The following is a 14,269-nucleotide window of genomic DNA, read 5'->3' on the forward strand; positions in this document are numbered from 1 at the left end:
CGGGTTATTTTCTTGTGAGGCTAAAATAAGTGCAGGAATAGTGATTTTATTGCCATATCAAAATCCCCTCCTATATTGTAGAATGATGCACATAAGCGCTGCAGGATACGAAAGGAGACAACAGATGAAGAGCTTCCAGCTGAGCAAGCTGTATATACCATTTACGTATAAAATGATGATTCCTTACATGGCGCTTGTGCTGCTGACGGATGTGCTGGTCGGCTATATCTCATATACGATGCTCGTTCAGTCACGAACGGAGATGGCGGAGACGAATATTCGCACCGCGATGGAGCAGACGCGCAATAATATTGAATACCAAATGGATGAGATAGAACGTATATCGAGCACGCTCTTCAGCAGCTTAACGTTTCAGAATGCTCTGCAAAACACGGGAGAACCGCTGGAGATTATGCTGAAAATGAAGGATGACATCATACCGCAGATGAGAGCGCCGCTCCAGCTGTATGGAAACAATATCCGGCTCGCGGTTTACACGGTAGACGAGAAAATGTACGAGGTGCTGGGCGATGATATGGACAAGCCTATTCAGCGCAGAGACTATTATGTGCTTTCGATGCATCATATCGAGAATACGGACTGGTTCAAGTCACTCCAAGCATCCAATCAGGATAATCTTTGGATACAGCTGGCTTCCGACCGCAAACTGGAAAACGTTTCGCATTTTCGCAAGCTGGTGTCCTCCAGCGGCATGGCTTCTGTTATCGGCTATGTGCGCGTGACGGCTCGCTTTGATGAGCTGCTTGGCAACTTCGATACGTTCCCGATTGATCAAGGCATCAGCTTGCGACTTCTTAACACCCAATCAGGCGAGGTCATGTATACGCGCGGCATAACAAGCGATCAGTCTAATTCGGCCTCCTACCTGAGTGTAAAAGAAGACATACCCGGAACGCCATTTGTGATTGAAACGCTTGTGCCGCATGCCTATTTAAACAAGGATGCCAGCCGTATGCAAAAGGTTATTTTCGCCGTGTGCTTAATCAGCTTCCTGGTCATGGCGTTTATTGGCTACATTGTTGCCCGGTTGTCTGGCAAAAAAATGAAGCGAATTGTTATGCTGGTTCGCTCCTTCCAAGAAGGGAACTTTCATAAGCGGATTGGTTTTACCGGCAATGACGAATTTGTTCATATTGCCAATTCCTTCAACCAAATGGCGACGAGCATTCAAGAGCTGATTAAAAATGTCTACGTGCAGGGCATTCAGAAAAAGCAGGCTGAGCTGGATGTGCTGCAAGCGCAGATCAGCCCTCATTTTTTGTATAACACGCTCTCGACGATTGGCAGTCTGGCTAATTTGGGTGAGACGGACAAGGTGACGGCGATGGTTCAGGGGCTGTCGAAGTTTTACCGTTTAACGCTGAATGGCGGCAATGTGTACATTACGCTGGAGAAGGAGATTGAGCAGGTAAAAACGTATTTGGACATTCAACGGGTAAAATATGCCGATACGTTCGAGGTTTATTACGACATCGAGCCGGATATTTTGCAAACGCCGATTATTAAGCTTATTTTACAGCCATTTGTGGAAAATATATTTAAGCACGCTTGGTTTGGCAAAACGATAGCGATACGCATAACGGGCAGGCGGCTGGGCGACCGCATTGAGCTGAAAATTATTGATACCGGCATCGGGATGCGGCCGGATACGATCAAAAAAATGCTCTCGAATACATCCTTGCCTATGCCTGTTCCTGCAGGACAAACGGATAAAGTGGAAGACGCCAAATCGGATAAATATGGTCTGAAAAACGTCGAAGAGCGAATCAAGCTGCGCTACGGCACGGATTTTGGCATTCGAATTGGCAGCCATTATGGCGCGGGCACAACGGTGCAAATTATTCTTCCGGTCGAAAATGCCGAGATGAGGGAGGATGCAGAAGGGATTTGGCTATAGGCAGCTTAGAGGGGAGCGTGCGGAGATGGATATTAGTTTATTGCTCGTGGATGATGAGGCGATCGATTTGGAATGGCTCCGGCGACGGGTAGTCGGCAATGAGCGCCTGCAATTGCAGGATGTGTCCGTTGCCACTAGCGGGTTCGAGGCGCTGGAAATGATGGAGCAGAAGCGCATCGACCTGATTCTCTCGGATATTCGCATGCCGATTATGTCGGGGATGGAATTTGCCCGCAGGGCGAAGGCGATTAACCCGATGGCGCATCTTGTTTTTATAAGCGGCCATCAGGATTTCAGCTACGCGAGGGAAGCGATCCAACTGAACGCCTCCGGGTATTTGCTTAAGCCGGTTGATGATACCGAGCTTCATGATATGCTGCTGGAGCTATGCAACAAAATCGAGCAGGAGCGGCAGCAAAACCAGTCGCTGACCGAGACGCTGACGCTGGTGCATCAGGAGCTGCTGCTGCGCTGGTTTAACGAGCCGACATCGGGGCGGGTAGAGCAGCATCTTCACAGCTTCCTTATGCCGCTGCTGCAGGGCGGAGCAGCTGTTGCCATTATTGAAATTGATGATATGGAGTGGAAGCTGGGCAAGATGGCAGCGGGTGAGCGACGTTCCTTAACAGCGGAGATGGCGTTGTTTATTCGTGACTTTGTTGACCGTCATCAAGTTGGAACGTTGCTGACCAGCTATGACTATCATTTTGTGCTGCTGGCGACGGTGCAGGAGGCGGAATGCAAAGCGCTGCTTGAAAAGCTGGTGCAAGCGTTTAACGAAGCTTTTCCCTATTCGATTACCATTGGCGCCGGCATGCATACAACGGTTATTGCCAAGCTGCATGACGCTTATCAGCAGGCACAGGCAGCTCTGAGCATCAAATGGATTGTCGGGAAAAACAGGCTCATTCACGATGCAGCATCCTGGTCGCCTAAAGAAGCGATGGCGTACAGCCTCGAAGAGACGGTAGACCGGATGCTGCGGGCGATGCTGGAATATGATCTGACGACGGTTGATGATTGCTTGCGGGAGCTGTTCAGCGGCGACCAGCCGCTAACCGGGAAAAACGACATCTACGACCTCATCATTCGTATTACGTCCAAGCTGCATGCGGATCTCCAGCAAATGAACGAGCATTTATATGAAATTTTAAAATGGGACTCCCATCAGCCGTTTGTCTTGTTTCAATTTGAGACGGTGCACGACATTCTCTCCTGGCTGAGAAGGCGGTTTTTCGAGCTGTCCGAGCTGCTGTATTTGAAGAAGCAGCGGCAGAAGCGGAAGCTGATCGAAGAAATCGCACTTTATGTGGAGCAGCGGCTCGATCAGAAAATTACGCTCAATGAGGTGGCGGCCCACTTTGATTTTACGCCGAACTACTTGGGCCAGCTGTTCAAAGCCGAGACGAATACGCTGTTCAGCGATTTTCTAAGCGAGCTGCGTATGAAGCATGTGTGCAAGCTGCTGGAGGACCCGACCAAGAAGATATATGAAATTGCCGAGCTGGCTGGCTATAAAAATATTATTTATTTTAATCGCCAATTCAAGCAGCAGATTGGTATGTCGCCGGGGGAATATCGGAAAAAACATAATATTTAATCGTTTTTCTGTGTTTATTTCATGGTAATGGCCCGGGGTCCGACGGATACCGGGTTATTTTTTAACCGCCATTTTATGCAATCGTTGAATTAGTATAAGTTTTAGTTGTTCCCCTTAATTATGCGGACGCCCTGCTTTTCTTATAATGAAAGCAGACAAGAGAAGAGAGGGGAGCACAGATGAAGCGACACGGATTTATACAGGATGTCATCAAATATCGGGCTATTTTGCTCATGCTGCTGCCAGCCGTTTTGTTTTTTCTACTGTTTGCTTATATACCGATGGCGGGCATTATTATTGCTTTCAAGCATTATGATTATGCCGGCGGAATCTTCGGCAGCGCGTGGAATGGGCTGGACAACTTTCGGTTTTTCTTTGAATCGGGCGATGCCTGGCGCATAACAAGAAATACGGCGCTCTATAATATCGCTTTTATTGTAGTCAACAATGTGCTGCAAATTTTCACGGCGATATTGCTGTTCGAGGTTGGGGGCAAATGGTTCCGCAAAATCGCTCAGTCGATTTTGTTCCTGCCTTACTTTATTTCTTGGGTTGTCGTGGGCGCGATTGCCTACAACCTGCTCAGCTTTGACATCGGAACGGTTAATTCCCTGCTGAGAAATATTGGGATGGAGCCGATTGATATTTATAATACGCCTGCCTATTGGCCGATTATTCTCGTACTGGTCGCGGCGTGGAAAACGCTCGGTTATGGTACGATCATGTATTTGGCGGCGATTACGAGCATTGATACCGAAATGTATGAGGCCGCGGAAATCGATGGCGCGAATATTTTTCAGCGTATCTTCAAGGTAACGATTCCTAATTTATATCCAACCGTCATTATATTGGTGCTGCTGGCAGTGGGCAATATTTTCAAAGGCGATTTTGGGATGTTTTACAATATGGTCGGCAATAATGGTGTGTTGTTCTCGTCTACTGATGTTATTGATACATTCGTATTCAGGTCGCTCATCACTTCGAATGACATTGGCATGTCGGCCGCTGCGGGGGTTTATCAATCGGTTCTCGGATTTACCACCATTATGCTGTTTAACTATGCCGTTCGCAAGTATGACAAAGATCGCGCCTTATTCTAGTGGGAGGTCATGAAAATGAGTGTATCTGATGCTAATATCGGCAGTAAAGCCGTCAAGTCTGTGAAAAGCGGTCAGCTCGACCGCCAACTTCTTGCCATTATCGGCTATACTTCCTTAACCGTACTGTCGGTTCTGTGCATATTGCCTTTTATTCTGATCGTATCCTCTTCGTTTACGGAGGAAAGCACAATTGTGCGTGAGGGTTATCAATTTTTCCCAACTGCCTTCTCTGTGGAGCCTTATAAAATCCTGTTCAAATATCCCGAACAAATGATTCGGGCATATGGGGTAACCATCTCTGTTACCGTTATCGGTACAGCGATCGGTCTGTTCCTGACTGCTATGACCGCCTATTGCCTATCACGCAAAGATTTCAAATGGCGCAATTTTTTCTCCTTCTTCTTTTTCTTTACGACGCTGTTCAGCGGCGGGCTTGTGCCTTGGTACCTGCTCATCGTCAACTATCTCCATATGAAGGATACGGCGCTAGCGCTGATTGTGCCGCTGCTGCTGAACGTGTTTTATATCATCGTTATGAAATCGTTTATGAGCAACATTCCAGAAGCGATTGTTGAATCGGCCAAAATCGATGGCGCAGGCGATTTCCTTATTTTCATGAAACTTATTCTTCCGCTGTCCAAGCCTGCTCTCGCAACGATCGGTCTCTTCCTTGCCCTCGGCTATTGGAATGATTGGTATAATGCCCTGCTGTTCGTTGCGGACGACAAGCTGATGCCACTGCAATATTACTTGTACAAAATGTTGGGCAACATGGATGGTATGCGCAAGGCAATGATGGGCTCAGGCGCTGTTGTGACGACAAGCCTGCCGACAGAGGGCCTTAAGATGGCAATGACGGTTGTAGCCAGCGGTCCGATCCTGCTTGCCTATCCCTTCATCCAGAAGTACTTTGTAAAAGGCTTGACGATTGGCGCAGTGAAAGGATAATCCCAAGGGAACTTGGTTTATCAAGATAGATGGGCATATCAACAGTTACATTTAAGGGGGAAATTCAATATGCAAAAGAAGAAAAAAGTCGTTATACCGGCGGTAGCCTTAACTTTAGCCATGGTTCTTGGTGCATGCGGCAACGGTGGCAATACAGGAACAGAAGCAAGCACTGCACCAGCGTCAGGCACAAATTCTTCCGCAGCACAGTCGCAGACGAAGGACGGCGTAGATATTTCCAAAGAGGTTAAGCTGAAAATGGTGTTTGTCGGCCCGAAGCCGGTTGATTATGATGCCGTATTCGCAGAAATTAATAAAAAGCTCAAGGAAAAAATCAATGCGACTGTCGATGCCGAATTTCTAGATTGGTCCGATTGGGCGCAAAAATATCCGCTGAAGCTGGCGGCGAATGAAGATTTTGACCTTATCTATTCTGCGAACTGGGCGGGCTATAACGATCAGGCACTCAAAGGCGGTTTTCTGGAGCTGACCGACGATATGCTGTCCAAATATATGCCAGAAACGTGGAAAGCAATGGACAAGGTTGGCTGGGATCAGGCGAAAGTAAACGGCAAGCTGTACATGGTTCCGCAAAACAGAGGCGAATCGGTAGAGAAGCTGATTTTGTACCGGGAGGACCTGCGTAAAAAATACAACCTTCCTGCTATCGACAGCCCGGAAGCCTATGCTAACTATTTGAAAGCGGTCGCTCAAAATGAGAAAGGCGTTACGCCATTCACACCGGAAACCGGCGACTGGAAGCTGCATAATTTAGACCGCATTCTGCTCAAGCAGCAACATGACTGGAACATGCTCGATTTCGACCTGCCGATCGGCTTTAAGCTGACGGATGAAGCGGGCAAAGTGTTTAACGTCTATGAAACACAGGAATTCAAGGATTTGCTGTATTATTACAAAGACCTTGCTGACAATAATGCCTGGTCGAAAAACGTATTGAACAATAAAAATGACCACCAGCAGGATTTCAAAGAAGGCAAAACAGCATCTATTACGCATAATATGGGAACGCTCGGCTCACTTATGGCATTGATGCGCATGGAAAAATCGCCTTATGAGCTTGCGCTGGCGGACATTACGCCAAATACGAAAAAATCGAATGCCGTATCGACGCAAAACGGTGTTTCTATCCATGCAACCTCCGAAAATCCGGAGCGTGCGCTGATGTTCGTTGACCTGATGCAAAATGACAGAGAGCTTCATGACTTGGTGCAATACGGTATCCCAGGCGTACATTTCACAGCCGTTGGCGACGATAAATACGATACGACCGATAAAAGCGTGAACTTCACAGGCTTCTCCAGCTGGGGCTTCAATTCGCCGCTTAATCGTGACAACGCATCCTTCCCAGAGGAAGCGACTGCGCTCACGAAAGATTGGGAAGCGAAGGTTTACCACTACCCACTGGAAACCTTCGTTTTTGACAACAGCAAGGTGAAGACGGAAGTGGCGAATGTTGGCAATGTGATGCTCCGCTTTGCTATTCCGCTGGAGTATGGCGCTATCAAGGATGTAGATAAAGGCCTTGAGGATTTGAACAAGCAGGTGAAGGCGGCCGGCATTGATAAAATTCTCGCAGAAGTACAAAGCCAAATCGATGCTTTTCTAGCAGCGAAAAAATAATAGCAGCTAAGGCAATAAGCTGCCCGCAGTCCGAACATCTGGCAACAGGTGCTCGGGCTGCGGGCTTTTGCTTTTTCAGCAGTGCGGCTGCCGGTTTAAAGCCTGTCAGGCTTGCTTTTCTTTTTATTTTTGCTGCGAATCTTACCGACAATCCACAGCAGCAGCGGCAGAAAAATAAAATGGAAGGGCAAATTAATCGGTACAGCGACGAGCTTAGGATAAAGGATGGAGCTGTCAACAAAGTTGCGCGGCAGCATCGAGAGTACAAGCGCGACGGGGGCAGCGATAAAGATGAAAGTTCGCCAGCGCTTCACACCGAACCATTGGGCGCTGCCATAAGAGGCAACGAACAAATACAGCGATACTTTAATGAAAATGCCCATAATCCAGATGGCGACGACGATGGCATCAAGATTTTGCAAAAAGCCGAAGGAAATGAAGCGAACCAAATTGAGAAACGGATAGGTCTGCCGAGCAGCTGTTGAGTAGCCGAAGATGGCGATGCACTCCATTGCGGAAAACAACGTAAATACTCCTGCTACTACGGAGCCGAGCACAGCGCTTTTTGTCCCCTCGCGCGGCTTCGAAAGGAAGGGGAGAATCATCATCAGCATAATGTTATCACCAAGAAAGGAAGCGGTAGGCAGCGCGCCCTTGAGCAGCACGAGCGGGCTGCCGTCGACCATAAACGGCAGTAAATTGTTTATTTTTATTTGCGAAATATTCAGCAGAAGCGGCACCATAATACCAAGCAGCACTAAAGGGCCAAATACCTCGCTGCACCTTGCAAGCACCTCAATTCCAGCAAAGGAAACATAGGCTGCCACAAGGAGCATGCCAATAATCGGAACTAGGACGGGCGTGAGCGGCAAAATGGTGCCAATCATGAAATCGGCATACTGCCGTAAAATAATGGCCAGCACCGTATACCAATATATGAAATACAACAAAATGATCGTGTGACCAAGGAACTTGCCCAATATTTTCGGCGCATAGGTGACTAGAGAATCGCCAGGATACATGATACTGATGCGTGACAGCACATAGGCAAGGCCCATGGAAAACAGCGTAGAGATGGCAATCGATAACCATGCATCCTGCTTGGCAACCGCAATGGAAGGATTGATGGTCAGCAAAATGGTCATGCCGATCTGCATCGTGGAAATCATCCAGAAAATTTGATTGCCGTTGATTTTCTCCTTAATCATTCGGCTTCCTCCTTCCTACTTGGATTCTTGGGTATTGAACATGCCCGGTCGCAAAATTTCTGCTTTAGCTTTTACAATTACCTTTATTTCTGGGAAAATCGCATCCCAATCCTTTTGATTTTGCTTCCATACACGTGGATAAGCGCGATGGAACGCTCCTGCAAAGTTGAAAATGTCCGCCTTATAGCTTTTTTTAGCTTTGGCAACAGCCAGGTTTATGCGCTCTTCAATATTGCGCTCTAGCTGGTCTTCGATTTTTTGAAGGCTTTCGCTGCTCTCGGTCAAATTGATGTCCGATGTATTTTGCAGCAGTTGATTTTTGCAGGAGACGTGAATCGTCATTTCCCATTTGCCGTCACGGAAGCGCGGCTTCATAGATGAGCGGTTGCGCAGCAGTTGAACAGAGACCGTACCGCTAGCGCCCTCGGGCTGGATCGTAATGATGGCATTGTCCATTGCATTAATAATCCACAAAATGCCGCGCGTCACCCGGTTGTCAGCGACACCTACCAGCTTGCCATTATGTAAAATGGCAGTCCCGTTTATGTAACCGATGCTGCGCGTAGGATCGTCTTTATTCGGCGGCGGCAGCAGCTCTACCCAAGGCAGCAAGGCGGTTTTGCTGTCATCCTCCAGCATTTCGGACAAATGAGCCATCGATGACGTGATGCTCGTCCTATTGTTCGCCATTTCGCGCAGCACCTCCGACGTATTCCGCTCCAAAATCGAATGACGCTCCAAAATTTTTTTTGCTTTTCCTTTGCTGACGAACACAAACGCCCGCTCACGCGGCTCTGAATCCCGCATCAGAAAGTCCATATCCTCCTTCACGCCTTGCTTGACCTTGTCCTCGCCAAAGATGAATACCTCGGCATGGCCCCAAAAGATTTTGCGAGAAAAGCGTTGTTGGAGTTGGGACAACGCATCAGCAATATTTTCACCATGAGCCGATTGAACGAAGGTGGTCCCGGTTCCGCCTGAAGCTTCGCCAGCAGCTTGTACTCCTTGCGGAGAGCCTTGGGGAATGAAAATTTGCACGCTCACCTCAATGAGCTTATCGTCCTTCTTATCGATCGCTACCCCGGTTACGAGCGCCAAATCATTAATTTCCTTGCGATCCCAGCATCCGCCGAGTACAAGACAAAGCAATAGAGCTAATAGTGAAAACAGAATTGAACGCAGCATCTGGATCATGAGGAAGCCTCACCTTCTCCTTGTTCGGGACGATTGTAAGGGGGCTGCCTTATTTCATTTTTACGTCCAGTAAAGCTTGGTCTTTTGCGGTTGCTCCAAATCGGAGCGCGCATGAATGTATCGAGCATTTCACTCCATTTCATTGGCGCAAGCGGCTGCAAGTATGGCACTCCAAGCGAGCGGATGGAGCATAAATGGATAATGATGGCGATGACGCCAAGCATCAAGCCGAGCAGGCCAAACATGCCCGCCAGAAACATAATCGGGAAACGCAATACGCGTATGGCGATGCCAGCGCTGTATTGCGGCAGCAGGAACGACGCGATGCCTGTAATCGCCACGACCATGACCATTGGCGAGGAGACGAGTCCGGCAGAGGTCGCCGCTTGCCCGATAACGAGTGCGCCGACGATGCTGACGGCGGAGCCTACCTGCTTGGGCAGGCGAACGCCGGCTTCCCGCAGCGCCTCGAAGGAAACCTCCATCAGCAGCGCCTCAATCAGCGCGGGGAAGGGGATGTCTTCCCGAGACTTGGCAATGCTGAGCAGCAGCGAAGTTGGCACCATTTCCTGATGGAACGTCAGCACCGCGACATAAAGGGAGGGCAGCAGCAGCGAAATGAAGAGGAACAGAAAGCGCAGCCAGCGGATGAAGGTGCTGATCATAAAGCGCTGGTAGTAATCCTCTGGCGATTGCAGCATAGACATGAAGGTCGTCGGAGCAATCAGGCAAAAGGGCGTACCATCTACCATGATGCCTATTTTCCCCTCCAGCAGCGAGGCGCTGACCACATCAGGACGTTCGGTTACTTGGATTTGCGGGAAGGGCGAATACGGATGATCCTCAATTAAGGCTTCGATATAGCCGCTTTCCAATACCCCATCAATGTCGATTTTCTCGATGCGATGTCTGACTTCCTCGACAAGCGAGTGATTAGCAATGCCATCAATATGGGCGATGACGACTTCCGTCTTTGTATAGCGCCCAACCTGTACAGAGCTCAGCTTTAGGGCAGCATCTTTAATTTTGCGCCGCAGCATGGAGGTGTTGACGCTCATCGTCTCGGTAAAGCCTTCGCGCGGACCGCGAATAATCGATTCTGCTGCCGGCTCCTCGATACCGCGCTGCTGCCAGCCGGATAAATTAATGGCGATGCCAAACGGCAGATGATTAACGAGCAGGGCAGCGCTACCGGTCGAAATATAATGAAGAAGCTCGTTAAAGGATGTGGCGATGGAAAGCTGGCTCGTCGATACGACGGAGCGGATATAGGCAAAATCAAGCTCAGACGCTTCGGTTCGGGTTTGCAGCAGCGGAGCAAGAACATGCAGGTCGATGAGCGTTTCGTTAACCATGCCATCGATAAACAAAAGAAAAGCCTCGGTTTTCCCAGCGATCGGAAAGGTCCGGCTTTTAATATCAACGGAATCATTATAAATCGTGTTGAGAATTTCGATATTGGCTGCTAGCTCGGTGCTGAAAGGCATCAGCCGGTAATCCATTATGTCAACCATCGTCATTCTCCTTGAATTATAAGAGTGGTTAAATCCGAATAAGTTAAGGATATATTTACCGACAGCGGCATTTTTTATTCTGCTGATTGAATAGGATGGGCAAAAAGGGGCTGCTGGCAGAAAGCCAAAAAAAGCAGCGCTCTCCTGAGAGAACGCTGCTTTGATCCGGATTAGCGTTATGGGCTAAACCAATTGTGTATCGTTATTAATGGAAATGAGCACAATGGCTTTATCCTCGCCAATATTTTTGGCATAGTGGGGCATGCAGGCTTTCCAGCTAAAGGAATCGCCTGCGTAGATGGTTGCCGATTCGTCTCCCTGCTCTACATAGATCGTGCCGGAGAGGAGGAAGTGAATTTCTTCCCCCGCATGGGCATGCTCCTCTGCCGTCGAGGCGCCGGGCTCAAGCTCGACCAGCATCATTTTGACGCTGCCGCGCTCGCTGAGCTGCTCGACCTTCATCTTCCCGCCGCCGTACAAAGTGTGCCGACGCTCATCCTTGCGCAAAATCTGCATCCGCTCATCCTTTTTGAGCAGCAGGAAGGCGAGCGGAACGTTCAGGGCTCCGGCAATATGATCGAGCGTAGAAATGGATGGCGATGTTTTGTTATTTTCTACTTGGCTTAGGAACCCTTGTGATAGTCCGGTAAGCTCCGCAACCTGTTGGATAGAGAGTTGTTTCTTCTTGCGAATTGAGCGAATGGTATTGCCAATATCCATGAGTACCTCCTGAAACATTGGTTGCCTCTTAACCGTTGTCGTTAAGCTGTGGCGGTTGAGCCTGTGTATGTGGCATTAAGCTTCATCCATAGTAGCAAATGTTTTATTGACTTGCCAGCATTCACATGATAATATTTCTCATATAAAACATATATTCTTATAACAAATATATCAGATAAAGAGGCGATGGACAATGACTATTTCCATTCATCCAGCTGCACATATTGGATATGTGAAGCTTAAAGTAAGTAATATGGAGCGCTCGCTCCTTTTTTATAAAGCGGTTGTGGGCTTTAAGGAGCTTTCCCGAAGCGGGAACGAAGTGCAGCTGACGGCTGACGGCAAGCGTCCGCTGCTCATCTTGCAGGAGCAGCAGGGTGCGGTTGTGCTGCCGGAGCGTGCAGCGGCGGGACTGTATCATTTTGCGATTTTATTGCCGAGTCGTGAAGCGCTGGGGCTTGCTTTGCGGAATTTGGCGAACCATAATGTGCCGGTTGGACAGGGCGACCATTTGGTTAGCGAAGCGCTCTATTTCAATGATCCAGACAACAATGGCATTGAAATTTACCGCGATCGCCCCCGCGAGCAATGGGAGAAGCTGGAGGGCGGCGGCTACAAGATGGCGACTGATCCCGTTGACATTCAGGGTCTGCTGGATGTTTCCGAAGGCAAGGTTTGGAATGGGCTGCCCGAAGGCACGGTTATTGGGCATGTGCATTTGCATGTGAGCCATTTGCCGCAAGCCCAGCAGTTTTATTGCGACACATTAGGCTTTGATCTTATTTTCAACATGGGCGGGTCCGCATTGTTCATCTCGGCGGGCGGCTATCATCATCACCTCGGCCTGAATACATGGGCAGGCGTAGGTGTACCAGCAGCTCCAGCGAATGCGGCAGGTCTGGACTACTACACGATTGTGCTTCCTAATCAAGCAGCGTTGGATGAAGTGCTGGCTAGATTGGGGCAAAAGCAAATACAATTCCGCAAGCAGGCAGATGGCTGGATGGTCACAGATCCTTCTGGCATTTCCAGTTTGCTGACGATTGGTGGATAAGCAGCGATGGAGAAGCGAATGGGGGAGCAGCAAACCGGAATTGAAATTGGCATTTATACATTAGGCGATATATTGCCTGATCCTCATACATTGGAAACGATAAGTGCGAAGCAGCGGATTCAGGACATTATTGCAGCGGCAAAGCTGGCGGATGAAGGAGGGCTCGACATTTTCGGCCTGGGCGAGCATCATCGCCATGATTTTGTCGTTTCGGCAACGCCAGTTATGCTGGCAGCTATTGCCCGGGAAACGAAGCGAATCAAGCTGACGAGTGCAACTACCGTGCTCAGTACGGTTGATCCGGTACGCTTATTTGAAGACTATGCGACGCTGGATTTATTATCTGATGGGCGTGCGGAAATTATTGCGGGACGCGGAGCATTCGTCGAATCGTTCCCGCTGTTTGGCTATGAATTGAGCGATTATGATGAGCTGTTTAGCGAAAATCTGGAGCTGTTCGGCGAGCTGAGCCGCCAGGATACAGTAACCTGGCAGGGCAAGCATCGCCCTGCCCTTCGGGCCGCTGCGATTGCTCCGCGTCCGATTCAGCCGCAAATTCCGGTATGGGTTGGCGTTGGCGGTTCGCCGCAGAGCGCTGTGCGCGCAGGGGAATTTGGCCTCGGCATGATAATGGCGATTCTTGGCGGTTCACCAGACAGGTTCAAGCCGCTCGTCGATATTTATCGCGAAACGGGAGTGGCGTCGGGCTTCGATGCAGCGAGCTTGCAGGTTGGCGTCACTGGTCACGGCTATATCGCGAAGGATAGCCAGAAGGCTCGTGCAGAATATTTCCCCTATTACACGAATTATTGGTCGCATATGAACCGCCAGCGCGGCAGCGACTTCCGTATTACGCAGGAGGAGTTCGCCGAAATGACGGCGCCCGATCAGGCCTTGTTTGTCGGGAGTCCAGAGGAAATAGCTGAGAAAATAATTCGCCAGCATGAGCTGTTCGGGCATCAGCGTTTTATTGCTCAGCTCGATATTGGCGGCATTCCTTATGCCAAAGTTGCCGAAAGCATCGAGCTATTAGCTGGGAAGGTCGCGCCTATCGTGCGTGCAGCGACAAAAGCGAAATCATGATTTAAACCTGATCCTTGCCGATTTTGACGAAAGCTGGCGGATAACGATAATTCATTCATAGATTCATAGACAATCTGGCAGGCGCTGCTTTACGGCGTTTGCCAGATTTTTTGTCGTGCTCCAAAATATTTTCAATAATCAGACGGTTCTACAATTTTCTCGTAAATGATCCTTTACAATAGATTTTAACGAGCTTAGAAATACATATTTATGGGTTAAAAGGTAATTTGTGATATTTGATAGAAAGGAGGCAAGGTGGCGGTTTTAGTAGAGGGCAATGAAAAATAGG

General features: G+C 48.9%; 11 protein-coding genes. 7 read left to right on the forward strand and 4 right to left on the reverse strand.

The genetic code is table 11. The features are described 5' to 3' along the window. The first annotated feature begins 124 nt into the window (after window positions 1–124). From ACSR9A_RS15915 to ACSR9A_RS15935, 5 genes are all read left to right on the forward strand, one after another. On the forward strand, window positions 125–1,918 hold the full coding sequence (locus tag ACSR9A_RS15915) for a sensor histidine kinase (RefSeq protein WP_473758215.1): 1,794 nt from the start codon (window positions 125–127) through the stop codon (window positions 1,916–1,918). A gap of 25 nt (window positions 1,919–1,943) precedes the next feature. Continuing rightward, window positions 1,944–3,518, forward strand: coding sequence for a response regulator (locus ACSR9A_RS15920; RefSeq protein WP_473758217.1), 1,575 nt, complete (start codon window positions 1,944–1,946; stop codon window positions 3,516–3,518). A gap of 179 nt (window positions 3,519–3,697) precedes the next feature. Then, window positions 3,698–4,618 (forward strand): ABC transporter permease, encoded by a 921-nt coding sequence (locus ACSR9A_RS15925; protein WP_056042839.1) that lies wholly within the window; start codon window positions 3,698–3,700, stop codon window positions 4,616–4,618. Between the two features lie 15 nt (window positions 4,619–4,633). Beyond that, window positions 4,634–5,566 (forward strand): carbohydrate ABC transporter permease, encoded by a 933-nt coding sequence (locus ACSR9A_RS15930; RefSeq protein ID WP_341281308.1) that lies wholly within the window; start codon window positions 4,634–4,636, stop codon window positions 5,564–5,566. A 69-nt stretch (window positions 5,567–5,635) separates the two neighbouring features. After that, a complete protein-coding gene (locus ACSR9A_RS15935) occupies window positions 5,636–7,207 on the forward strand; it encodes an ABC transporter substrate-binding protein (protein WP_473758219.1) in 1,572 nt (523 codons plus the stop codon). A gap of 95 nt (window positions 7,208–7,302) precedes the next feature. Here ACSR9A_RS15935 and ACSR9A_RS15940 read toward each other — a convergent pair whose 3' ends face one another. The 4 genes from ACSR9A_RS15940 to ACSR9A_RS15955 all read right to left on the reverse strand — a co-directional run bounded on the left by ACSR9A_RS15940 (window position 7,303) and on the right by ACSR9A_RS15955 (window position 11,843). Next, window positions 7,303–8,415, reverse strand: a complete 1,113-nt coding sequence (locus tag ACSR9A_RS15940) for a GerAB/ArcD/ProY family transporter (RefSeq protein WP_473758221.1) — start codon at window positions 8,413–8,415, stop codon at window positions 7,303–7,305. A 15-nt stretch (window positions 8,416–8,430) separates the two neighbouring features. Beyond that, entirely contained in the window at window positions 8,431–9,609 is a 1,179-nt protein-coding gene (locus ACSR9A_RS15945) for a Ger(x)C family spore germination protein (RefSeq protein ID WP_473758222.1), read from the reverse strand. Then, complete coding sequence (locus ACSR9A_RS15950; protein ID WP_473758223.1) at window positions 9,606–11,123, reverse strand: spore germination protein; 1,518 nt, start codon at window positions 11,121–11,123, stop codon at window positions 9,606–9,608. Before ACSR9A_RS15950 ends, ACSR9A_RS15945 begins: the two co-directional genes overlap by 4 nt. Window positions 11,124–11,306: 183 nt before the next feature. After that, window positions 11,307–11,843, reverse strand: a complete 537-nt coding sequence (locus ACSR9A_RS15955; RefSeq protein WP_341281313.1) for a helix-turn-helix domain-containing protein — start codon at window positions 11,841–11,843, stop codon at window positions 11,307–11,309. A gap of 193 nt (window positions 11,844–12,036) precedes the next feature. Here ACSR9A_RS15955 and ACSR9A_RS15960 point away from each other — a divergent pair, with 193 nt between their 5' ends. Next, window positions 12,037–12,897, forward strand: a complete 861-nt coding sequence (locus ACSR9A_RS15960; RefSeq protein ID WP_473758225.1) for a VOC family protein — start codon at window positions 12,037–12,039, stop codon at window positions 12,895–12,897. A 6-nt stretch (window positions 12,898–12,903) separates the two neighbouring features. After that, a complete protein-coding gene (locus ACSR9A_RS15965) occupies window positions 12,904–13,980 on the forward strand; it encodes an LLM class flavin-dependent oxidoreductase (protein WP_473758227.1) in 1,077 nt (358 codons plus the stop codon). The last annotated feature ends 289 nt before the right edge of the window (window positions 13,981–14,269 follow it).

This window comes from Paenibacillus sp. R-74696 (assembly GCF_055814915.1).